Annotated in this window: 17 protein-coding genes; 4 read left to right on the top strand and 13 right to left on the bottom strand. The window is 64.3% G+C overall.

All coding sequences use genetic code 11. From position 1 onward, the window contains the following. Positions 1–315: 315 nt before the first annotated feature. The 9 genes from ureC to nudE form a co-directional block, all read right to left on the bottom strand. Positions 316–2,019: an urease subunit alpha gene (ureC, locus tag LT988_RS13775; protein ID WP_232406141.1), complete on the bottom strand. Its 1,704-nt coding sequence runs from the start codon at positions 2,017–2,019 to the stop codon at positions 316–318. After that, entirely contained in the window at positions 2,016–2,336 is a 321-nt protein-coding gene (locus LT988_RS13770; protein ID WP_232406140.1) for an urease subunit beta, read from the bottom strand. The genes ureC and LT988_RS13770 overlap by 4 nt, the downstream gene beginning before the upstream one ends. Before the next feature lie 217 nt (positions 2,337–2,553). After that, positions 2,554–2,856: an urease subunit gamma gene (gene ureA, locus LT988_RS13765; protein ID WP_093189348.1), complete on the bottom strand. Its 303-nt coding sequence runs from the start codon at positions 2,854–2,856 to the stop codon at positions 2,554–2,556. A gap of 121 nt (positions 2,857–2,977) precedes the next feature. After that, positions 2,978–3,820, bottom strand: a complete 843-nt coding sequence (locus LT988_RS13760) for an urease accessory protein UreD (protein ID WP_232406139.1) — start codon at positions 3,818–3,820, stop codon at positions 2,978–2,980. Between the two features lie 95 nt (positions 3,821–3,915). Continuing rightward, positions 3,916–5,769 (bottom strand): OmpA family protein, encoded by a 1,854-nt coding sequence (locus tag LT988_RS13755; protein WP_232406138.1) that lies wholly within the window; start codon positions 5,767–5,769, stop codon positions 3,916–3,918. A gap of 258 nt (positions 5,770–6,027) precedes the next feature. After that, positions 6,028–7,248, bottom strand: coding sequence for an acetate/propionate family kinase (locus LT988_RS13750; protein WP_232406137.1), 1,221 nt, complete (start codon positions 7,246–7,248; stop codon positions 6,028–6,030). Positions 7,249–7,261: 13 nt separating this feature from the next. Beyond that, positions 7,262–9,400: a phosphate acetyltransferase gene (gene pta / locus LT988_RS13745; RefSeq protein ID WP_232406136.1), complete on the bottom strand. Its 2,139-nt coding sequence runs from the start codon at positions 9,398–9,400 to the stop codon at positions 7,262–7,264. 341 nt (positions 9,401–9,741) lie between these two features. Further along, on the bottom strand, positions 9,742–10,788 hold the full coding sequence (locus tag LT988_RS13740; RefSeq protein ID WP_232406135.1) for a thioredoxin family protein: 1,047 nt from the start codon (positions 10,786–10,788) through the stop codon (positions 9,742–9,744). Between the two features lie 233 nt (positions 10,789–11,021). Next, on the bottom strand, positions 11,022–11,567 hold the full coding sequence (nudE, locus tag LT988_RS13735; RefSeq protein WP_232406134.1) for an ADP compounds hydrolase NudE: 546 nt from the start codon (positions 11,565–11,567) through the stop codon (positions 11,022–11,024). A 69-nt stretch (positions 11,568–11,636) separates the two neighbouring features. Between nudE and yrfG the strand changes: the two genes are divergently transcribed. Then, positions 11,637–12,302 (top strand): GMP/IMP nucleotidase, encoded by a 666-nt coding sequence (yrfG, locus tag LT988_RS13730; RefSeq protein WP_232406133.1) that lies wholly within the window; start codon positions 11,637–11,639, stop codon positions 12,300–12,302. A gap of 159 nt (positions 12,303–12,461) precedes the next feature. Here yrfG and LT988_RS13725 read toward each other — a convergent pair whose 3' ends face one another. After that, positions 12,462–14,042 carry a DEAD/DEAH box helicase gene (locus LT988_RS13725; protein ID WP_232406132.1) on the bottom strand — a complete coding sequence of 527 codons (1,581 nt, stop codon included), beginning with the start codon at positions 14,040–14,042 and terminating at the stop codon, positions 12,462–12,464. Between the two features lie 231 nt (positions 14,043–14,273). Here LT988_RS13725 and trxA point away from each other — a divergent pair, with 231 nt between their 5' ends. From trxA to LT988_RS13710, 3 genes are all read left to right on the top strand, one after another. Next, positions 14,274–14,600 carry a thioredoxin TrxA gene (gene trxA, locus LT988_RS13720; RefSeq protein WP_007192251.1) on the top strand — a complete coding sequence of 109 codons (327 nt, stop codon included), beginning with the start codon at positions 14,274–14,276 and terminating at the stop codon, positions 14,598–14,600. Positions 14,601–14,820: 220 nt separating this feature from the next. After that, positions 14,821–16,077: a transcription termination factor Rho gene (gene rho, locus LT988_RS13715; protein ID WP_232406131.1), complete on the top strand. Its 1,257-nt coding sequence runs from the start codon at positions 14,821–14,823 to the stop codon at positions 16,075–16,077. A 193-nt stretch (positions 16,078–16,270) separates the two neighbouring features. Continuing rightward, positions 16,271–17,347, top strand: coding sequence for a hypothetical protein (locus LT988_RS13710; protein ID WP_232406130.1), 1,077 nt, complete (start codon positions 16,271–16,273; stop codon positions 17,345–17,347). Positions 17,348–17,451: 104 nt separating this feature from the next. Here the strand turns inward: LT988_RS13710 and LT988_RS13705 are convergent, their stop codons facing one another. The 3 genes from LT988_RS13705 to ptsP form a co-directional block, all read right to left on the bottom strand. Then, a complete protein-coding gene (locus tag LT988_RS13705; RefSeq protein ID WP_232406129.1) occupies positions 17,452–18,036 on the bottom strand; it encodes a Uma2 family endonuclease in 585 nt (194 codons plus the stop codon). 164 nt (positions 18,037–18,200) lie between these two features. Next, complete coding sequence (locus LT988_RS13700) at positions 18,201–20,306, bottom strand: PTS transporter subunit EIIC (RefSeq protein WP_232406128.1); 2,106 nt, start codon at positions 20,304–20,306, stop codon at positions 18,201–18,203. A gap of 16 nt (positions 20,307–20,322) precedes the next feature. Then, a complete protein-coding gene (ptsP, locus tag LT988_RS13695; protein ID WP_232406127.1) occupies positions 20,323–22,866 on the bottom strand; it encodes a phosphoenolpyruvate--protein phosphotransferase in 2,544 nt (847 codons plus the stop codon). Positions 22,867–22,922 lie beyond the last annotated feature (56 nt).

Genomic DNA, 22,922 nt, shown 5'->3' with positions numbered 1-22,922 from the left:
AAGACCGGCCCGTAGGGTGGACGAGCCAGAGCGAAATCCACCGATGCCTGCTACACCGCCGCGTTGCGCCTTGCCGGACACCGCGCGGGAGGCACTCCAGGAGCCGTTCAACTACCGGATCCAGGTCTCGCCGCGTCCCGAGCGAGATGCTGATTTCCGCGTGAGCTCGACGTTTGGCGCATCCACAGGTCTTTGCGGAGCCGCGGTCTAAAGTAACTTATTTTTTAATCTCTTAAACCGCGCCGGCTCCGACGATCGTCAAGTCTGTCGGGGCCGATCCCATCCAGAAACATCGCCTACCGCCCCAGGTGCGGTTTAAAACAAAAAGTACCGCTGAGCAAGCGGCAGCACCTTCGCCGGCTCGCAGGTCAACAGCTGGCCGTCGGCCCGGACCTCATAGGTCTGCGGGTCCACCTCGATGGTCGGCTGATAATCGTTGTGGATCATGTTGGACTTGCGCACCAGGCGACTGTCGCGCGTAATCCCGACCAGGCGCTTGAGGTCCAGTCGCTGCGGCTCGCCGGCCTCCAAGGCCCATTGCGAGACAAAGGTCATGCAGGTCGCGCTCAAGGCACCGCCGAAGGCACCGAACATCGGTCGATAATGGACCGGCTGGGGTGTGGGGATGGAGGCGTTGGGATCGCCCATCGCGGCTGCCGCGATCAGACCTCCTTTGATGATGAGGCTGGGTTTGGTCGCGAAGAAGGCGGGCCGCCAGAGCACCAGATCCGCGAGCTTGCCGACCTCGACCGAGCCGACCTCGTGCGCGATGCCGTGCGTGATCGCGGGGTTGATCGTGTACTTGGCGATATAGCGTTTCGCGCGGAAGTTATCGTGCTCGGCGGGGTCGCCCGGGAGCGAGCCGCGCTGGACCTTCATCTTGTGGGCGGTTTGCCAGGTGCGGCAGATGACCTCGCCGACACGACCCATCGCCTGGGAATCCGAGGAGATCATCGAGAAGGCGCCCAGATCGTGCAGGATGTCCTCGGCAGCGATGGTCTCGCGGCGGATGCGCGACTCGGCGAAGGCGACATCCTCCGGAATCGACGGGGACAGATGATGGCAGACCATCAGCATGTCGAGATGCTCGTCGACCGTGTTCACCGTATAGGGTCGAGTTGGGTTGGTCGAGGACGGCAGGACGTTCGGCAGGCCGGCGGCCTTGATGATGTCCGGTGCATGGCCGCCGCCCGCACCCTCGGTATGGTAGGTGTGGATGCAGCGATCCTTGAAGGCGGCGATCGTGTCCTCGACGAAGCCGGACTCGTTGAGTGTGTCGGTATGGATCGCGACCTGCACGTCCATCTTTTCGGCGACGCCGAGACAGCAGTCGATCGCGGCCGGCGTCGTGCCCCAATCCTCGTGCAGCTTCAGCCCCATGGCGCCGGCACGGACCTGCTCCTCCAGGGCATTCGGCAGACTGCCGTTGCCCTTGCCGAGGAAACCGAGATTGACCGGAAGCGCTTCGGCGGCTTGGAGCATGCGGCGGATATTCCATGGCCCGGGCGTGCATGTCGTGGCATTGGTGCCGGTCGCCGGCCCCGTACCGCCGCCCAGCATCGTCGTCACACCGGACATGAGCGCCTCTTCGATCTGCTGGGGGCAGATGAAGTGGATGTGGGCGTCGATGCCGCCTGCGGTCACGATCTGACCTTCGCCTGCGATCACCTCGGTCCCCGGTCCCACCAGGATGTCCACGCCGACTTGCGTGTCCGGATTGCCGGCCTTGCCGATCCCGACGATGCGGCCCTTCTTGATACCGATGTCGGCCTTGACGATACCCCAATGATCCAGAATCAAGGCATTGGTGATGACGAGATCCACCACCTCGTCGGCCTGGCGCTGGCATTGACCCATGCCGTCGCGGATGACCTTGCCGCCGCCGAACGTCACCTCGTCGCCGTAGTGGGTGCGATCCTCCTCGACCTGGATGAAGAGCTCGGTGTCGCCCAAACGTACCCGATCACCGACGGTCGGACCGTACATGGAGGCATAAGCCGCCCTGCTGATCTTACTCATGACTGATCTCCGTCGAGTGCGCCCATGACTTGGGCATTGAAGCCGTAGACGATGCGGTCGCCGGCATAGGGAATCAGGGTCACGGTGCGGGACTGACCCGGTTCGAAGCGCACGGCCGTGCCGGCGGGGATGTCGAGCCGACAGCCTCGGGTCTGCTCCCGATCGAAAGAGAGCGCCGAGTTGGTCTCGTAGAAGTGGTAGTGCGAGCCGACCTGGATCGGACGGTCACCGGTATTGGCAACCTTGATGGTCAGTCCGGGCCGGCCGGCGTTCAACTCGATGTCGCCCGGAACCGTGATGATCTCACCTGGAATCATGGGCCTACTCCTGACTAAACCGCGCCCGGCGCGGTATGAGATGTTTTTGGATGAGATCGCCCCCGGCAGACTTTATGACCGTGGGAGTCGGCGCGGTTTAGGACATTAAAAATATCGAATCCGAAAAACACATGAACCGCGTCAACTAAGACGGTAGCGAATCGCTTCAAGGTCGATCCCGAACACGGACCGGCCATGTTCTACCGGACGCGGTTCATCAGATGATCGGATCGTGGACGGTGACCAGCTTGGTTCCGTCCGGGAAGGTCGCCTCCACCTGGATGTCGTCAATCATCTCCGGGATGCCGTCCATCACATCCTCGCGGGTCAAGAGGGTTCGGCCGTAGTCCATCAGCTCGGCCACGGTACGGCCGTCGCGCGCGCCCTCCAGGATCGCGCAGCTGATGTAGGCGATCGCCTCGGGATAATTCAGCCGCACGCCTCTTGCCTTGCGCCTCTCGGCGAGCAGTCCGGCGGTAAATAGCAGCAGCTTGTCCTTCTCTCTGGGGCTAAGATCCATGATCGGCTCCTGGTCGTCGCTGTCTGGATGCCCAATGATACGCGCATCGATCCGCATCCCGAAGCAAGCGGATCCGCTTCTTGCAGGCGCCTTCCTGCATCGGGGGCCTACCCGGCGTGTCTCAGGTCGCCCAGATCCGTGGCGCGCAGGCACCGAGGCCGAGCAGGCTCGGGCGCAGATCGGACCACAACGCGACGAAGAGACGGCTCACCGGCTCGACCTCGCGGGCGAGCGCGCGGATCAGCAAGAGGTCGTCGATGAGTGTCGCCCCGACCGGATAGCCCGCAGCGTCGGCGAGACGGCCGCGCGCGATCTCCAAGACATCTCGGTCGGCGCCGGTTGCCAGGAACGTCGCGCTGACCGGGAAACCGCGCAAGCCGGCCGGGCCGTCCAGGCTCGCGTTGCCGGCCACCCGCAGGCGCTCGGTCATGAGCGGCTTCGCATTGCGCAGCAGGGTCAGCGCGAGGTCGGCGCGCCCTTCGCGGAAACGTTCGGCGATCGCCGGCCGGCCGAGACATTGAATCTCCCATCCGACGAAGCAGGCGTCCTCGGCGAGCTCGATGCGCGTGTCCAAGGCGCAGAAGGCGCCCGGGAAGAAAATGTTCTCGTGCGGAAACCATTCGAGAATACCGTCCCCCGCGATCGCGAAACGCTGTCTCTGCCGACCTCGGGGCCCGGCGCTTCGATAGAACTTGGTGGCTCCAGGCGACGTGACCAAGGCATGTGCCCCGCTCCCGACGCGGATGTCGACCTCGAGATCATCGCCGCCGACGACCCCGCCGGGCGGATGAAGGAGATAGAGATGGCAGGGCGAACCCTCGGGATAGAAGGGGCGCTGGATCGCCAAGGGACCGAGCTGATGCTTGGCGACGACTCGACTGTACCCGTGCCGCAAGGCGATCTCGAGTTGCAGGCGGGCCTGCCAGCCGGCGCACGCGGCCGTTCCGGGCACTCCCGTGATCACCGGATCTTCCGCGTCGAACGGAGCGACCGATCGCCCCGACGAGGTGCGGTTAGCCGGCGGGGGCACGCCGGCGCCTCGCTCTGGAATCGTGCGAATCAGTCCTCGCTGACATAGATCTCCACGCGGCGATTCTGAGCACGCCCCGCAGGCGTCGCGTTGTCGGCAATCGGGCGTTGCGGCCCGATGCCCTGAGCCGTCAAGCGCTCAGGCGCGACGCCCCGTTCGATCAGCGCCTGCTCGACCGCCTCGGCGCGTTCTTGCGACAACGCGAGATTGGCCGCCGCGTCGCCGAGGCTGTCGGTATGTCCCTCGATGCGAACACTGAGGTCGGGATAGGTCTCGAGCAGTGCTGCGATGCGATCCAGGGTCGGCAGGTCCTCGCCGGTCAGGGTTGCCATCGCGGGTTGAAACAGCAGCTCCGTGTCGGCGAGTTTGAGCAGCACGCCGCGATCTGTGTAGGCAGCGTTAAGCTCCGAGAACCGCTTGTAAAGGTCACGCACCTCGGCCAACTTCCGGCCGGCCTCCTGCTGGACGGATGTGCGCACCGCATCGGCTTTTCGGCGTTCCTCGGCGAGCGACGCCTCGAGCGCCGCGATCCGGGTCTCGGCGTCGTCCAGCGCCTTGGTGCCGGCTTGCGTCGCGGACTCACGTGCCGCCGTCAACTCGGCCTGAAGGTCGGCCAGCTCGGACCGTGCGGTGTCGAGCGCCGCATTGAGCTCGACGGCCAACGCGTCCTTCTCCTCGGCAACCTTCGCCGTCTCGGCTTGCTCGCCCTGCAGCTGCGCGGCGAGCGCGGCGATCTTAGCCTCCCCATCCTCGATCCGGCCTGCCAGATCCGCCTTCGCCTGCGCCAGCGCTGCCTCGGCGGCTTCGCTCCGCGCCTTCAGAGCAGACAGTGCATCCGGCGCAACCGACTGAGCCAATTCCTCGGAAAGGGTCTCGATACGCGCCTGCGCGTCGGCCAACTTGGAGGCGGCGGTCGCTTTGGCCTCTTCCAGCGCAGCGGCGGCCTCGGCTCTTGCCGTCTCGAGCTCGGCTTCCGTCTGCGCAAGCCGCTCTTGAAGCGCGCTCGGCGCTTCCGTCGACTCGCTCTGCTCGCCGGACTGCGCGAGCGTCGCGCGGGCTTCGGCCAACTCGCTTTCCAACGTGGCAATCCGTTCGGCTTGCGCATCGCGAACGCTCGCAAACTCGGTCTGCAAGGCCTCGAGTGCCGTCTGGGCCGATGCCGATGTCTCGGCCAGATCCGTACAGAACGCGGCCGTCTCATCATCCAAGGCGACGGCCTCAGGGAGCAAGCCGGCCTTCTGGGCAGCACGCACCAACTCGCTGTCCTTCGGGGTGGACTTTGCCAGCTTCACCCGTTCATTGAGGTGGCGCTCAAGCTCCTCGATCTGCGCGCGGTGTTCCATCGCAGAATCGGCGATCACCTGCTGGAGCCCGGACAATTCGGTTTGAAGGTCCTCGGCCTTTGCGACGGCCATCTCGTACTGGCCTTGCAGGGCCTTGAAGGCGGCGATGCCGCGATCACGCTCTTCGATCGCCGCGGCGGTCTTGTCCTGCTCTTCGGCAAGCGTGCGCGCGTCGGTGCGTCGCAGCACCTCGATGTCCTCTTCGAGCTTCGCATTACTCTGCTCGAGGGCCGCGATTCGATCCGTCAGGCCCTGCTTCTCTTGCGAATGCAGGTCGGCCAGCTGCTGCTTTTCCCCGGTGTGCTGCTCGGTCAGCGCCGTGATCCGTTCCTCGAGCTGCGTCACTTGTTTGCCGATGTCGCCGATGCGGACGTCCCGCTCCTTGATCTGCTCGGCCGCTTCCGCGATCTGCGCGTCCTTTTCGACAAGCTGTTCCGAAAGATGACCCGAATACCAATCGTAGAGCAGATAGACGCCGATCAGCGCCGCCAGCAGCACCCAGACAAGCGGACGCACCAACGAGGAATTGGAATCGGGCATCGTCATCTCCTAAGGCGGTCGTTGTTATCGGGTATCAGCGCGGGGTTTAGCGCCCGCACGATTATCCGGGAAAGGCGCGCAGGTCGCCAGCCGCCGGCCGATGGTCCTGAAATCTGCGGAGATCAGCGGTTCCGGCGTCAAGAGAGGCCTTGGGGTTACCCACCATCCTTTCGGGATGACGGCGCCACTCCCGCACTCCGAGCTTGACCACGGTGCTGTAGGCCGACGACCGACCCGAGACGGCAAGCCTCTAGCGGCTCATCCGGCGCTCGGCGCTTCAGAGGCGGCAGCAAGCGCCTGCTGAGCGATCTCCAGCTCTTCGTTGGTGGGAATCACCAGCACCTGGACGCTACTCTCGGGCGTACTGATGCAGCGCTCGCCGTGCTCTTCGAGCGCATAGTTGAGGGTGTCGTCCATCTTGATTCCGAGGTTCTCCAGGCCCTCGCAGGCGCGACAGCGGATCTCGGCGGCATTCTCGCCGATGCCGCCGGTGAAGACGACGGCGTCGACACGGCCGAGCTCGGCGTAATAGGCGCCGATGTACTTTTTGATGCGATGGGCCGTGATACCGATGGCAAGCTCCGCCGCGTCGTTGCCTTCCTCGGCCAGACGGTCGATCTCGCGCATGTCGTTCACGCCGCAGATCCCCAACAGTCCGCTTTGCCGATTCAGGAGGTCTTCGATCGCGTCGGTATCCAGGCCGATCTGCTTGGCGACATAGAAGTGGATCGCCGGATCGATGTCACCGCAACGTGTGCCCATCACCAAACCTTCCAGCGGCGTGAGCCCCATGGAGGTGTCCACGCTCTTGCCGTCGCGGATCGCGGTCGCGCTGCACCCGTTGCCCAGATGCAGCGTGATCAGGTTGCAGGTCTCCAGAGGACGACCCAGCACGGCTGCGGCGCGCTTGGCGACATAGTAGTGCGAGGTTCCATGGAAGCCGTAGCGACGGATCCTGTGCTCCCGATAGAGCCACTCGGGAAGCGCGTAGCGATAGGCGGTTCGCGGCATCGTCTGATGAAATGCGGTATCGAAGACCGCCACCGAAGGCACCGTCGGGAAGAGTCGCCGGGCGACCTCGATACCGGCGAGATGGGCCGGATTGTGCAGCGGCGCCAAGGGCACCACGCCTTGGATCGCCTCGGCGACGGCATCGTCGACGATGGTCGGGCGCTTGAAATGCTCGCCGCCGTGGACGACGCGATGACCGATCACGGCGAGCTCGGAGACATCCCCCAGAACCCTGGTTTCGTGCAGTGCCTTGACGATGCGATCGATGCCGTCTTGGTGGGTCGGAATCGGCACTCGGGCACGCCCCGATTGCCGGATCCCGGACGCATCCAACCACTCCTCCTTGATCTCGCCCTCCGGCTCGCCGATGCGCGAGACCGCACCCGAGGCGAGCGCCACCCAATCCTCACTGCGGAAGAGCTGATATTTGATCGAAGAGCTGCCTGAATTGAGGACGAGTACCTTCACCTGAGTCTCCTGATCAGTCCCGAGTGACATGGGCGATATCGGCGTCGGCTTGCGCCGAGGCGAGTGCGTGATCGTTCTGCGCCTGGATGGCGGTGATCGTGACCGTGTTGACGATGTCGGTCACGGTGCAACCTCGGCTCAGATCGTTGACCGGCTTATTCAAGCCCTGGAGCACCGGGCCGATCGCCACGGCGTTGGCGCTGCGCTGCACCGCCTTGTAGGTGTTGTTGCCGGTGTTGAGGTCCGGGAAGACGAAGACGGTGGCGCGACCGGCGACCTCGCTCTCGGGCATCTTCGAGCGCGCGACGCCGATGTCGACCGCCGCATCGTATTGGATCGGACCTTCCAGCTTGAGATCCGGTCGACGCTCGCGCGCGATCCGCACCGCCTCGCGCACCCGCTCCACGTCTGCGCCCTTGCCCGAGCTGCCGCTGGAGTAGGACAGCATGGCCACACGCGGCTCGATCCCGAACGCGGATGCCGTCGCGGCCGAGGTGATGGCAATGTCGGCGAGGTCTTCCGAGGTCGGGTTCGGGTTGACGGCGCAGTCGCCGTAGACCAGGACCCGGTCGGCGAGACACATGAAAAACACGCTGGAAACAAGCTTCACCCCCGGCTTGGTCTTGATGATCTCGAACGCCGGTCGGATCGTGTGCTGGGTGGTATGCACGGCACCCGAGACCATCCCGTCGGCGTCGCCTGCATAGACCATCATGGTGCCGAAATAGCTCACATCCTCCAAGGCGTCGCGTGCCATCTGCTCGGAGATGCACTTGTGCTTGCGCAGCTCGAAATAGATTTGCGCGTAGCGCTCGCGATCCGTCGCGGTGATGGGATCGATGATCGGGATCTCGTCCAGCTTGAGTCCGAGCTCGCCGATCCGGCGGCGGATCTTCTCCGGGTCGCCGAGCAGGGTGAGATCCACCACCTGGCGCAGGGTGAGGATCTCCGCTGCCCGCAGGATCCGCTCGTCGGTGCCTTCCGGCAGCACGATGCGCTGACGCCGCGTCTTCGCGCGACGCACGAGCTCGTACTCGAACATGAGCGGCGTGGTGCGGTCCGAATGTCGCACCGCGATCCGGCCCCGCAGCTCTTCGATGTCGACATGGCCTTCGAACAGGCCGAGGCCTGCCGCGATCTTGCGCTCGTCGCCCGGGAGGATGGTCGCCTCGATCCCGTTGACCCGCATGGCGGTGGTGAAGGTGTCGGTCGACACGCGCAGGATCGAGACCTTGGTCCGGCGCAGCCCCTCGAGCAGACGCTGGACATTCTCGGCCGGCTGCAGCCCGCCCGTCAGGAGCAGTCCGGCCACGCGCGGGAAGGACGAGGAGACGTCGGCCGCAAGACTCGCGAGGATGATGTCGGATCGATCGCCGGCGGTGATGATGAGACAGCCGTCCTCGATATAGCTGAGGAAATCCGGGACCTCCATCGCCGCGATCTTGTAGTTGGAGACGACCTGATTCATGGCATCGCCGTCGCCGCAGAGACACTCGCAGTCCAGGGCCTGACGGATCTCGCCCACCGTAGGCATCCCGAGTGCCGCATGGCGCGGCAGCACATAGACGTTCTCGCGCTCCGGCAACAGCTTGCGGGCTCGGGCCTTGACCGTTTCCACATGCTCCGGATCAACCCCGTTGATGACGCTCGCGAGGAAGTCTCCGCCGCGATTGCGCATCGACTCGTGGGCCATGTAGAGCGCCTCGAGCGCCTCCTCGGGGCTGCGCCCGAAGCCCTTCACCACGACCACGACGTTGCAGCCGAGGTTGTTGGCCAGGTCGGCGTTGAAGTCGAACTCGAGGGACGGAACCAGACCGTCGAAGTCGGTCCCGGCGCAGACGACGAGATCGCAACGCTCTTCGAGCATCTTGAACTTGTTCAGGATCATCTTCAGCAGCTCGTCATACTGACCGGCCGCAACCAGATGGCTGGCGGTCTCAGCCGTACAGCCGTAGAGCATCTCCGGGGAGAAGGGCAGGTCGTATCGACTGCGGATGAGGGTGGTCAGGTTGTCTCGCTCGACACCCTTGGAGACGATCGGGCGAAAGAACCCCACCTTCCGATTGACGGCGTAGAGCATCTCCATGAAGCCCAGAACAACGACGGACTTACCGCTGCCGGAACCGGCACCGGCGATGTAGACGCTTTGCATGGATCTTCCTCTTGCGCGAAACAGGCTGGACGGGGTCGAGCGACCCGATCGAACGACTTGGATGCTTCGGCACGACGAACGCCCCGAATGCTGCACTGCGCAAAAATACCAGATAACGGCTCTCGGCCGCGACCTCGTATTGAGCTGCGTCCGCGCGGCATGTCGATGTGCTGGTCAGGTCCGCACCGTCGAGTATGCCAGCGGCCTTATCCCTGACGCAGCTTAACTCATTAAAATCCTTAATATCTTAAACTGCGTCGTCTCGGACACCTGTCTGTATCCACGAGACCGAGGCACACCCCGCGCGGTCCATGTCACGCCGGACGCGGCTCAACCGCGGTTCAAAGCGCCTCGGACAGGCGCCACTCCCCGAAGCTCTCGGTGAGATACGCCTTGCTGCTGATGTAGTTCAGAACGTTGCGCAGCCGATAGAAACGCACGACCGAATCAACCCGCAGCAACTCCTTGCCGTGCTCGTCGAAGAAAAGGATCGAGGGTGCATAAAAGAGCCCGAGCTCGGCCGCCCAGTCGCGCGCCGTGGTGCGCTCGCCCGACGGCGTGACGACGGGCGTATCGGACCACATGTCGAGCTGGACGCTGTCGAAGTTGCCGAAATACCGTGTGATCGCCGGCTCCTTCAGGGCTTGGCCGTGCAGCACGTCGCAGGCATGACAGTCGCCCTGCTCGAAGAAGACGGCGAGCGGGCGCTCGCTCGGGAAGCGTCGATCCAGGTTGTACGGGGGCTTCGCGAAGAAGGGTTGGTCGTTCAGGTCCTCCGGCTCGAACACCATCCGGTTCTCGCCACGGGCGAGATAGTCACGAAAGGTCTCGCGGGTGTAGTGCCCGTCGGCGACATATTCGAGCGCGGCTCGGAACTGATAGGGCGGATAGTAGCCGCGCAAGCGCAGGGCGAGCTTACCCTCGGCATCGTAGAAGAGCAGAGAGGGTGTGAAATTGGTGTCCTCGCGAACCGAGAGCTCGCGCTCGGTCATCACCTCGCCGTCGATCGTCGTCACATCCTCCACGCCCCAAACGTCGATCGGAACCAGATCGAAATGCCGTTGGGTGTACTCGAGGATGTCGGAAAGACCGAAGTTGTCGTTCAAAAGCTTGTGGCAGTAGGCACAGTGTTTCTGACCGAAATAGACGATCAACCCCTGTTTGCCCGCGGCAATCGCCTCTTCGAGGTCGCTCGGAAGATCGAGGAAACCCCTCTTAAACCAATCCGGATGCTCAAGCAGATCCTCGCGCGGAAAGTCGTCGAAGCTGTAGGCCGAATCATCCGGCGGCGGCATGTCTTGGGCCTTCGCGCCGTCAATGCCCGTCGGGGCGCCCGTAAGCAGACCCAGTGTCAAGACGATCGCCGAGACGGCGGAAAAACGAAACATGCGTAACCTCCGTTGGGGGCTTAAACCGCGTCCAGAGTGAAATTCGCCACTTTCATCTTGTGTCGGGCTCGAGGATTTTCCCGAACTTCTTGGGGATGCGGTTTAAATTTGAATATTTATGATTTATGAGTACCTTGACCTGCGCCGGCACCGACAGTTGTCGGAGCTGGCGCGGATGAGTCGTCAACGCCGTCCGGGGCACATCCGGATGACCGGGTTAGGATCGGGCTCGGTCAAGGCTCGCGATCCAAGACACGCAAGGCGATAAACAGGGCCGCCACCGACCGGGCCTCGTCGAAATCATCCCGAGCCAGCAGCGCGTCGATCGCGTCGAGCCGCCAGGGGATCACTTCGATCGGCTCCGGCTCGTCGCCGGGGAGACGATTGGGATAGAGATCGCGCGCCAGCACGATGAGGCTATGATGCTCGATATAGCCGGGCACAAGCGAGACGCGTTTGATGATTTGCAGATCACGCGCGCCGTACCCGATCTCCTCTTGGATCTCGCGATCCGCGGCGACCAAGGGGTCCTCGCCGGTTTCCACGACGCCCTTGGGCAGGCCGAGCTCGTAACGGTCGCTGCCGGCACCGTATTCGCGGATCAGGAGCACCGTCTCGGGGTCGAGCATGGGGACGATCATGACCGAATCCGTGCCGCCGGGCACGCGCTCGAAGGTGCGGCGCGCGCCGTTCGCAAACTCCAGATCGACCTCTTCTACCCGGAACAAGCGGCTCTGGGCGACGATCCGCCGATCCAGTACTTTCGGTTTGCGAAGCATGAACGAGACTCCGATGGGTCAAGTCGCCGCGAAGCGACGCTGAAAACACGAGGCGACAAGGGGTACAGCATGATCGATTGGCAGCGTATCGACACCGTCTTCCTGGACATGGACGGCACCTTGCTCGACCTGCACTTCGACAATCATTTTTGGCTCGAGCATGTCCCCAAGCGCTATGCCCAAGCCCGCGGGCTCGCGCCCGAGGTCGCCAAGGCCCAGCTGCTCGCCCGCTATCGCGACGTCGAGGGCACCCTCGAGTGGTATTGCGTCGACCACTGGAGCCGCGTGCTGGGCCTGGATATCGCCCTGCTCAAGCAGGAGGTCGAGCATCTGATCGCGATCCATCCGCATGTGCTCGACTTCTTGGAGGCACTTGAGCAACGCGGCAAGCGGCGCGTCTTGGTCACCAATGCGCATCAGAAGGCGCTCGCACTCAAGCTCACCCGAACCCGTCTCGGCGGACACTTCAACCGCGTCATCTGCTCGCATGACCTGAAGGTCGCCAAGGAGACGCCGGGTTTTTGGTCTCTGGTTCAGGCGATCGAGCCATTCGACGTGGAGCGCACCCTCTTCATCGACGACAGCACAAGCGTCCTGCGGGCGGCGCGAGACTTCGGGTTTCGCTGGTTGATGGCCGTTGTCGAGCCCGACTCGAGGGGTCCTCGACGAGAGGTTGCAGACTTCCCGGCGATCGCTCACTTCGGCGATCTGCTTCCGAGTCTGCATTCGGACTGATCGACGCAGGGGCCGCAGAGGAGCGGTTCCAAAGACCAGAAAAACGACTCGACGAGAGAATACCTCTGCCACGGCTGTCGTCGTCGTTCTCGATCACGACAACGAGTGGATTCGGCGCTCAACTCGTCTCCGACCGGTTACAGAGCGTGGGTTCGCCGCTCAATCGACCGGCTCGGGCGCCGGAGCAGGCGTCGGTGGATTCGTGCCGTCGGCGCTCGGTTTCTTGGACCGCCGACGCCGACGTCGCTTCTTCGGCTCACCGGTCGAGGTCTCCGAGCGCTGCGCACCCGCCTCCCGGCGATCGGTTACCGGCACGCCGGTGATCGCCGACGGATCCGTAAGCGCAGCGACCTCGGGCGCTTGACCGGTTACGGCTAAAGGTGTCTCGGGTGTGATCTCACGCGACAGCGACTGCGTCGGCGATTGTGATGGCGAACGACGTTGCCCGCCTGCGCGCGGACGACGCTCGCCGCGCCCGCTACCGCCACCGGCGCCACGGGGCGAGCGCGTCGACCGCCCCTCGCACCGATCCTCTCGGTCCGGGCGCATCCGACTGCGCGGATTCACCTCGGCGAGCAGTACCGGATCGACCGGCTCGACCGGGATCTTCGCGCCGATGAACGCCTCGATATCCGGCAGGCAAAAGGCATAGGTCTCGCAGACGAAGCCGATTGCATCGCCCGCGGCACCGGCCCGCGCGGTCCGCCCGATGCGGTGGACATAGTCCTCCGGATCCTCTGGCAGGTCGTAGTTCACGACATGGGTGACGTCCGGGATGTGTAGCCCGCGCGCGGCCACGTCCGTGCCGACCAGCACGGGGAGCTTGCCATCGGTGAAGTCCTTCAGGAGCTTCAGGCGTTTCTTCTGAGGCACGTCTCCGGAGAGCACCGCGGTATTGATGCCGTTGCCCTGAAGGAAACCCCAGACACGATCGGCCTCGCGCTTGGTGTTGACGAAGACCATGATGCGCGCATCGTCCCAGCCGCGGACCAGGCCCAGGAGCAAGGCGATCTTCTCCTCGTTGGAGGTCATGTAGCAGCATTGGCGCACGCGATCGGCGGTGATGGTCTCGGTCTCGATCTTCACCAGCTGCGGGTGATTCATGTGCTCGTAGGCGAGCTCGGTGACGCGATAGGAGAGCGTCGCCGAGAAGAGGAGGCCCTGACGCTCCTCGGGCGGCGGCATCCGTCGGAGCAGAAAGCGGATGTCCTTGATGAAGCCGAGGTCGAACATTCGGTCGGCCTCGTCGAGAACGACCGCCTCGATCGCCTGCAAATCGAACACCTTTTGCTTGAAATAGTCGATCAGGCGCCCAGGTGTACCGATGAGGATGTCGACGCCACCGGCAACCCGGTCGCGTTGCTCCTGATAACCCGCTCCGCCGTAGACCACCGCGATGCGCAGGCCTGTATGCTTGGCGAGAAGCTCCGTATCCCGATGGATCTGGACCGCGAGCTCACGGGTCGGGGCGAGGATCAGCGCACGCGGACGTGCGATCTTTGCCGGGGCAGGCTCGGGATTGGTCAGCAGGCGTTGCATGAGCACGATCAGAAAGGCCGCAGTCTTCCCGGTGCCGGTTTGGGCTTGACCGGCAACGTCCCGGCCCGACAACGCGAGCGGCAGGGTTTGTTCCTGGATCGGCGTACAGCGGGTGAAGCCCGCGTCGTCGAGTCCATCAAGGATCCGTTGATCGAGCGCGAAGCTGTCGAAGCGGGTCTGAGTGAGGTGTTTGTCGGTCATGACGTGGGGAGTCCCTGGAGCTACGGGCCTCGCGAATTGGGCAAGGCTTGCAAAATCTCTTCGCTTTGGATCAAATAGCATCTTACTCAAGGGCACATTCCAACGCCAATTCGCCCGCCCGCTCCACGACCCGTTCGCGCCGCGCCCCAGCGACCCCGCTCCGCCGTCATCCGCCGAACGTAAACAGAAACAACCGCCCGTGCCGCAAACACCCTATGGGAGATCACTTCAGTGAGCGATAGCATCGTCCATGTGACCGATGATTCATTCGAAGACGAGGTTTTGAAATCCCTCGAACCCGTGCTCGTGGACTACTGGGCCGACTGGTGTGGGCCCTGCAAGATGATCGCGCCCGTGCTCGACGAGATCGCAGGGGAATACGCCGGCCGCATCAAGGTCGCGAAGCTCAACATCGACGAGAACCCCAACACACCGCCGCGCTACGGGATTCGCGGTATCCCGACCCTGATGCTGTTCCGTCAGGGCGAGGTCGAAGCCACCAAGGTCGGGGCGGTGTCCAAGTCCCAACTGACGGCCTTCATCGACAGTAACCTTTAAGGAAGACCGGTAACGGCATCCGGTTCAATCTGCCGGCCGCCCCCGCGGACCGGAACCGACACCGGCACCCATGGCCACCGATCGACACTCCCGAGGGGCCGCCGCCAAGGCGCCCCGTCCCCGTAAAGCGACCACCCCCAACCGCGTTCCCCCGCAACACGGGCCCTGCCCCGGGGCGTTGCCGAACACCCCCTCACCTCCGCCGACGACAAAAAATGTGATGAACCTAACCGAATTGAAGAAAGCGCCCGTACCCGAACTGGTCGCACTCGCCCAGTCCATGGAGATCGAAGGCGTCGGGCGGTCGCGCAAACAGGACCTGATCTTCGCCATCCTCAAGGCGCAGGCGAAACGGGGCGAGGACATCTACGGCGACGGGGTGCTCGAGATCCTGACCGACGGCTTCGGGTTCCTGCGATCCGCAGACGCCTCCTATCTCGCCGGGCCAGACGACATCTATGTGTCCCCCAGCCAAATCCGGCGTTTCGCTCTGCGTACCGGCGACACGATATCGGGGAAGATACGTCCGCCCAAGGACGGCGAGCGCTATTTCGCGCTGTTCAAGGTCAACGACATCAACTTCGACCGGCCGGAGAACGCCAAGTCGAAGATCCTCTTCGAGAATTTCACGCCGCTGTTTGCCAACAAGCGGCTTACCCTCGAGATCGGCAACGGGAGCACCGAGGACATCACGGCGCGCACCATCGACCTGGTGGCCCCCATCGGCAAGGGCCAGCGCGGACTCATCGTCTCCCCGCCCAAGGCCGGCAAGACCATGATGTTGCAGAACATCGCCCAATCGATCGGCCACAATCACCCGGATTGTTACCTGATCGTGCTGCTCATCGACGAACGCCCGGAAGAGGTCACCGAGATGGCCCGCTCGGTCCGCGGCGAGGTCATCTCATCGACCTTCGACGAGCCCGCCACGCGTCACGTCCAAGTCGCCGAGATGGTCATCGAAAAGGCCAAGCGTCTCGTCGAGCACAAGCGCGATGTCGTCATCCTGCTCGACTCCATCACCCGTCTTGCCCGTGCCTACAACACGGTCGTCCCCTCTTCCGGTAAGGTCCTGACCGGCGGTGTCGACGCCAACGCACTGCAGCGACCCAAACGCTTCTTCGGTGCCGCGCGCAACGTCGAGGAAGGCGGCAGCCTGACGATCTTGGCCACCGCGCTCGTGGACACCGGCTCGCGCATGGACGACGTCATCTACGAGGAGTTCAAGGGCACCGGCAACATGGAGATCCACATGGATCGCCGTATCGCCGAGCGCCGCATCTTCCCCGCCATCAACATCAATCGCTCCGGCACGCGCCGCGAAGAGCTGCTGATGAACCCCGCCGAACTGCAGAAGATGTGGATCCTGCGTAAGATCCTGCACCCGATGGACGAACTCGCCGCGATGGAATTCCTGCACGACAAGCTCAAGGCAACCAAAACCAACGACGAATTCTTCTCCTCCATGAAGGGTTAAACCGCGTCTTGGTGCAACATGCATCGCTCCGAGTCAGTCCGCCGGCCTTGCGCGCGCCAACGAGCAACGCAGTTGACGCGGTTTAAGTCATTTTTTTCTTTGTTTCTGAACCGCGTCCGACCCGGATCTTCCGGTTTCCAACCGACGGCAATTCCAGACTCGGCCTCAAGGTTCACTCAGGACGCGGTTTAGCATGTACGCGCCGAAACCGATGCGACCGCTCTGGCCGCCGCCGGTCAAGCGGAACAAGCCCCCTAAGGTCGGACGCACCGAAGATGCGCGTCGGCAGCCGAAAATCCCGCTCACGCATCATGAGATCCTGGCCCTTGCGGAGCCCTTCACGCGGCGCGGGCGGCATGTCGATCTTGCGGGGAGCGATCGACTGGCGCGCCGTATCCTCTTTAAGCCGACGGGGTATCCGGACACGCCCGATGTCCCGGGCGGACTGACCGAGACGCTCGTCCTCGAGAGTCACGGTCGACGGCATTACGGTTTGATCCGGACGCTGATCGACGCGGCGGGGCGAGTCGCGACGTTACGCAGCGATGGGCCGGATCCGGAGGCGCTGATCGAGCAGGTGGATGCGGTGGATCCGAGGCGTCACTTCCCCTCACTCGGCGGCGTGCGCGTGGCCTGCAGCTATCGCATCGAGACCGAACCGGGCGCCGACGGAAGCGCCGATGGCACCAGTCGTCTTGTCTTCCTCAGTGCCTCGACAGACCTCGACGGGATCGGGCTCGAGCTCGACGCCAGGGTCGGGCATGGGATGCCTGCCGAGATCCGGCTCCTTCCGGCCCCGCAGCGGACGATACGCCCACCGGAGGATCTGCTGGCGGTCTTGGGCTGGGCGTGGCGGTCTTTACGTCCCTTCGACACGGGTTGGCGCGCCCATCTGCGCATCCCCGCTGCCGAGCCGGCTCGCACGCCGGATGTCGAGGCCAAGCTCGCTCGGACCCTGGAGCATCTCGTCGCGACACTCGGCTCACCGCCCGCCGACTTTCACCGGACCTGGTTGCGGCAGCGTTGGTTTGCTCTGGCGAGACGCACGCTCGGACTCATGACGGTCGCCGGCCTCGTGGTCATCGGCCCGGGAATCTTGATGTTCGGCGCTCCGGAGGGTTCGCCGCTGCGTCTCCTCTCATTCGTGATGCCCGCGCTCCTGATCCTGGTGCTGATCGCGCGACACGAGGCACCGAGCATGAAGATCACACCGTTGCCGCGGCCCTTGCCTGCCGGCGCGTGGGAGCCGATTCGCCGAGAGACGCGATAACCTCTCCACCGACCTCGATCGGTCACCGTCGGTCGTCAGCCAGGAGTGCCAGAGCTGAGACCTTGCTCTACCATCAGTTGCAGCACGAGTACCGGGACCGCGAATCAGTCATCGTGACCGAGCTCTATCCCGGCGTAGATCTCGCGCATCGGGACCGCGCAGTCGATGGCATCCAGGACGACGACCTGGTCGACGGTGTCGTACAGGGTCAAGACCCAGCGCTGATCGGTCTCGCGGGTGAGGACATCGACGGCCTGCCGGTTCTGGGCAGCGAGCACATACTGCCGCAGGCTCGGCAAGGTTCGATAGCAGGTGAACTTGCCACCGCGATCGTAGCCTTCCGTGGATCGGGACAAGACCTCGATCAGTAGGGTGGGATTGGTGACCGTGTCTCGCCGTTGGTCGTAGAACTCCGGCGCTCCGCAGATCACTGCGGCGTCCGGGTAGGTGACGGCATTCGCGACTACAGCGTAGATACGCAAGTCGTTGGACAACACTCGGCATGGATGCGCCTTGAGCCTGGCATGCAACTCGCCGACGAGGTTGGCGGTGATGACGTTATGCTCCCAACTCGCGCCCGTCATCGCAAAGACCTCGCCATCGAGATACTCGTGGCGCTGGTCGCGGCATTCGCGCTCGGCGACCAGATAGTCGTCGAAGCTATAGATGGTCTTTGGTTGTATGGACATATCGACGCGCTCGGGCCCTTTCGCGCCAGTATAGTCGAACGCACCCGGGCCGGCGGTTTCGAGGATCATCCCCGGGCCAGCCCAAAACCGACCGGTAGGCAGGTCAGGATCCGACATCCCTGGCTTGGGCAATCCGTTGCCGACTCTCCCTATCTTGAGTTCACCTAGCCCGCCATCGCCGCCTTGATCTCCGCCGCGTACTGATCGGCATTGAGCCCGACGATCAGATGCAGCACATTGTCGGGCAGGCGCAGGATGCCTTTCACGCCAGCGGCCGCGAGGGCCGTCTCGTCGAGCCGTGTGCCGTCGCCGACGGCGACGCGCAGGCGTGTCTCGGCCGCCGACTCGGTTTGGCGGACATTCGCGGCACCGCCGAGTGCCGCGAGGATGGCGCGGGCCTTCTCCGGCGCCAGCGGATCACGGGCACGGGGCCTGAGGTCGTCGGCCTTGTAGCTGACCTTGGGGGCCGCGGCGCCCTCGGGCAGCTCGGCCTCGGGACCGGCATGGGCCAGGTATTCTTCCATGTCGGTCTTCAGGTTGTCGGACTTGGGACCGAAGATGGCCTGTAGGTTGTTGCCCACCACCAGCACGCCGGCGGCGCCCATAGCCTTGAGCTTGTCCGGATTGGCCTTGCCGATGTCGACGACCTCCACGCGCAGACGCGTGATGCACGCGTCCAGCCCGGCGATGTTGCTCTTGCCGCCGAAGGCCAGCACCAGCTCTTTCGCATAGTCGTCGGCGATGATGTCCTTGAAGTTCTCGGCTTCCGCAACCGCCTCCTCCCGTCCCGGTGTCTTCAGGTCGAGCTTCAGGATCAGCGTGCGGAAGACCACGTAGTAGACCACCGCGAAGATCGGCCCCAGGATCAGGATGATCCAGGGCTTGATGTTGTTGACCCAATAGAGCGCAAAGTCGATAAAGCCGTGGCTGAAGCTGTAGCCGAGCCGAGCGTCGAGCAGATAGGTCACCAGATAGGCGCTACCGACCAGGACGGCATGGGCCGCGTACAGCAAGGGCGCCAGGAACAGGAACGCGAATTCCAACGGCTCGGTAATCCCCGTCAGGAACGAGGTCAACGCTGCCGAGCCCATGATGCCGGCGACGCGCGCCTTGTTCTCGGGTTTTGCCGTGTGATAGATCGCGAGCGCCGCTGCGGGGAGTCCGAACATCTTGAAGACGAAGCCGCCGCCGAGGATGGCCGCCTCGTAGTCGCCGGCAAAGTAACGGCTGAGCACGCCGTGGACCGCCTCTCCGGTTTCCGGGTCGATGTAGGTGCCGACCTCGAAGAAAAAGGGCACGTTCCAGATGTGATGCAGGCCGAAGGGCAGCAACATGCGCTCGACGACGCCGTAGATGGTCACTGCCGCAGCTGGGTTGCCGTAGGCGGCCCAGTCGCCGAAGGTGCGGATGGCGCCGCCGATGGGCGGCCAGATCACCGCCAGAATGGCGGCTAGACCGATGGCCGCGAAGGACACGACGATGGGCACGAAGCGCTTGCCGGCGAAGAAGCCCAGATAGGCCGGTAGCTGGATGCGGTAATACTTGTTGAACAGCCAGGCGGCGATGAGACCGATCAGGATCCCGCCGAACACGCCGGTGTCGATGGACTCGATGCCGAAGATCTCCTTGATCTCGGCGCGGCTCTTGGCGACCGGAAAGGGCACAGCGTTGCCGGTGCTGTCCTGATACAGCGCCAGCGCGCCGCCGCCTTCCTCCACCTCTTGGATCGAGAAGGGCACCGTCACCGCCGCATCGCCGTCGCCGCAGCTGATGCTGCGCATATCACTGCCGTCGGGCGTCATCTCGTCGAGTCTGACCTTGCTTAAGGTGCGTCCCTGAGCGTCCAAACAGATGAAGCGTTCGCGGGCGGCGTCATATTCGACATAGGCGCTGTTTCCGTCCTTGAGCCCCAAGGGTTCGGCCGGCGCCACCCAGTCGATGAACATCAGTCCGATGACGCCGAGCGCGGCGATCAGCACGAAATAGCCGACGGTGGCGGCCATGGCGGCGACGCCGTCATTCTTGGTGAAGCCGAGCACGACGCCGATGGCGAAGATCAGAGGAAGGATGGTGAACACCGCGCCGCCGGAGGCGGCCATGATCTCGCCGAGCTTGATCAGCCAGGGGGCGAGATCCTCGGCGCCGGCGATGGAGCTGCCGACGCCGAGCAGGATGCCCGCCACCGGCAGGACCGAGACCGGCAACATCAGGGCCTTGCCGATCTTTTGCAGATTGGAAAAGGCGCCGTCCCAGGTTGCTTTCAAATTCATTGCGGCATGCTCCCGGTCAATACGCGGTGGGTATCAGCGCGCGGACTTCCGCGGCGGTGTCGCAAGCCAAGGCCTTTTCGGCCAGGTCCCGACAATCGGCGAGCGAGCGCGTGCGCACCTCCGCCTTCACCGCCGGGATCGCGGGGACGCTGACTGACAGCTCGTCGACGCCGATACCGACCAGGATGGCAACCGCTTGCGGGTCGCTGGCGATGCCGCCGCAGACGCCGACCCACTTGCCCTCGGCATGGGCGCCGTCGACGGTCTGCTTGATCAGCCACAGCACGGCCGGGTTCATCGCGTCCGCCTTGGCACCGAGCTTCGGATGGCCGCGGTCCATCGCCAGGGTGTACTGGGTCAGGTCGTTCGTGCCGATGGAGAAGAAGTCGACCTCGCGGGCGAACTGCCGGGCCATCACCGCGGCCGACGGGACCTCCACCATGATGCCGAGCTCGACCGCGTTCTCCGCCCGCTCGGCGTCCGCAATCTTGGCGCGCTCTTCCATCACCAGGCCTTTCACCGAGCGAATCTCGTCGATGGTCGCGATCATCGGGAACATCATGCGCAGCTTGTGACCTTTGGCCGCGCGCAGGATGGCGCGCACCTGGGTGCGCAGCAGCTCGGGTTTCTCCAGCCCGATGCGCACGCCGCGGATGCCGAGAAAGGGGTTCTCCTCCCGCGGCATCGGCAGATAGGGCAGGGGCTTGTCGCCGCCGACATCGAGCGTTCGGATGATCATCGGCCGACCGTCCAACGCCGTGGCGATGTCGGCGTAGATGTGCGTCTGCTCGTCTTCGGTGGGTGCGGTCTGGCGCTCCAGGTACAGGAACTCGGAGCGCAGCAGGCCGACGCCTTCGCCGCCGAGGGCCACGGACCGCTTGGCGTCGTCGAGACCGCCGATGTTCGCGACCACTTCCACGCGATGACCGTCGGTCGTCATTGCCGGCTCATGGGCCGCGGCCAGGTCCGCCTTTTTCTTCTCGGCCAGTTTGTGCTTCAAGGTCAGGATGCGGTCGACCTCGGCCGAGTCGGGATCGATGCGCATCCGGCCCGTGCCGCCGTCCAGGATCACCCGGGTGCCGTTGGCCAGATCCAGCGCACGCGGCTCGATCCCGGCCACCGCCGGGATGTCCAGCGAGCGGGCCAGGATGGCGACATGGGAGGTCGCGCCGCCGCCGACGGTGGCGAAACCGAGCACTCGCGTCGGGTCGAGCTTGGCGGTGTCCGAGGGCGACATCTCCTCGGCGATGAGGATGCTGTCGGCCGGAATCTCGAGTTCTTCCGTGGGATGATTGGTCAGGATGCCGAGCACGCGGCGGCCGACATCACGCAGATCCATGGCGCGCCCGGCCATGATCTCGTTCTTGAGCTGCGAGAGTCGATCGGCGTGGGTGGTAAAGGCACTCTTCCAGGCGAAGGCCGCGGACTTGCCCTTGGCGATGGCGCTCTCGGCGATGTCCATCAAGTCCGGGTCTTCGAGCAATTCCTGATGGGCCGCGAAGATGGCGGCCTTGGCCGGGTCCACCTTGGCGCGCAGCTCCGTCTGCAGAGATTCCAGCTCGTTCTTGGCACGCTCGACGGCATCCTCCAGGTGACGTCGCTCGACACGGGGCTCGCCTTCAGCCGTTTCGGGGACCTTGATCTCGTCGCGGCGCAACTGGAAGATCCGGCCGACGCCGAGCCCCGGCGACGCGGCGACGCCGAGCAGCACCTTGGGATCATCCGAGCGCGGCCGCGGCGCCGGGGCATTGCGCGGGTCCGGCTCGGTGGTTGCCGGCGCCGGAGCGGGCGCCGCGCCCTCGTCGCCGAGTCCGGCCGCGAGCTGCGGCGCGATGGCGTCGATGGCCGCGTCCGCATCCGGCCCTGTGGCGACGATCACCACCTTGTCGTTCTGCGCGATCTCCAACCCCATGATGGAGACCACGCTCTTCGCATTGGCCTGGTCGTCGCCGCGGGTCAACAGCACGCGTGACTTGAAGCGCTTGGCCAGGTTCGCCAGCACCGCTGCCGGACGCGCGTGCAGGCCGGTGGCGTTGGGGATCAGGATCGCCCGGGAGCTGACGGTACGGCCGGCGGCCTCGGCCTCGGCGCCTTTATCGGCGCTGGTTTCGATGGTCAGAAGGGTGTCGTTGCCGGCCCTGACCGAGCCGCTCGCCGGCACCGACGACACCACGCGCTCCATGTTGGTCACGAGGATCTGGGTCAGCAGGCTCTTGGCGTGGGTCGCCAGATAATCCGCGTCGAAGGCGATCAGCGGATCCCCGGTCGAGACCGGGTCGCCCTCCGAGACCTTTGCTGTGAAGCCTTCACCCTTCAGATTCACGGTGTCGAGGCCGATGTGCATCATCACCTCGATGCCGTCCGCCGTGGTGAGCGTCACCGCATGATGAGCCCGGTGCAACTGTGTCACACGACCCTCGCAAGGCGCGGTCAGCACTTGATTGGTCGGGTCGATCGAGACGCCGTCGCCGACCATCTTCTGCGAGAAGACCGGGTCCGGAACCTGTTCCAAGGGCACGACGACGCCGTCCAGCGGCGCCTTCAGGATCAGTGAAGCCAATGCGGTGTCCCCCTCATGCCCGTGCCGATCGGGCGAATTGCGCTCGCTGTTGTTCC

The organism is Thiocapsa bogorovii (assembly GCF_021228795.1).
In the GTDB taxonomy this organism is placed as follows: domain Bacteria; phylum Pseudomonadota; class Gammaproteobacteria; order Chromatiales; family Chromatiaceae; genus Thiocapsa; species Thiocapsa bogorovii.
This window is presented reverse-complemented; position numbering and strand designations above follow the sequence as displayed.

Bases quoted from the DNA above. Each gene is read 5' to 3' on its own strand.
- rho (WP_232406131.1), top strand. From the start codon at position 14,821: ATGAACCTAACCGAATTGAAGAAAGCGCCCGTACCCGAACTGGTCGCA.
- nudE (WP_232406134.1), bottom strand. From the start codon at position 11,567: ATGCTTCGCAAACCGAAAGTACTGGATCGGCGGATCGTCGCCCAGAGC.
- LT988_RS13700 (WP_232406128.1), bottom strand. From the start codon at position 20,306: ATGAATTTGAAAGCAACCTGGGACGGCGCCTTTTCCAATCTGCAAAAG.
- LT988_RS13725 (WP_232406132.1), bottom strand. From the start codon at position 14,042: ATGACCGACAAACACCTCACTCAGACCCGCTTCGACAGCTTCGCGCTC.
- LT988_RS13755 (WP_232406138.1), bottom strand. From the start codon at position 5,769: ATGCCCGATTCCAATTCCTCGTTGGTGCGTCCGCTTGTCTGGGTGCTG.
- LT988_RS13705 (WP_232406129.1), bottom strand. From the start codon at position 18,036: ATGTCCATACAACCAAAGACCATCTATAGCTTCGACGACTATCTGGTC.
- ureA (WP_093189348.1), bottom strand. From the start codon at position 2,856: ATGGATCTTAGCCCCAGAGAGAAGGACAAGCTGCTGCTATTTACCGCC.
- LT988_RS13770 (WP_232406140.1), bottom strand. From the start codon at position 2,336: ATGATTCCAGGTGAGATCATCACGGTTCCGGGCGACATCGAGTTGAAC.
- ureC (WP_232406141.1), bottom strand. From the start codon at position 2,019: ATGAGTAAGATCAGCAGGGCGGCTTATGCCTCCATGTACGGTCCGACC.
- pta (WP_232406136.1), bottom strand. From the start codon at position 9,400: ATGCAAAGCGTCTACATCGCCGGTGCCGGTTCCGGCAGCGGTAAGTCC.
- LT988_RS13710 (WP_232406130.1), top strand. From the start codon at position 16,271: ATGTACGCGCCGAAACCGATGCGACCGCTCTGGCCGCCGCCGGTCAAG.
- yrfG (WP_232406133.1), top strand. From the start codon at position 11,637: ATGATCGATTGGCAGCGTATCGACACCGTCTTCCTGGACATGGACGGC.
- LT988_RS13740 (WP_232406135.1), bottom strand. From the start codon at position 10,788: ATGTTTCGTTTTTCCGCCGTCTCGGCGATCGTCTTGACACTGGGTCTG.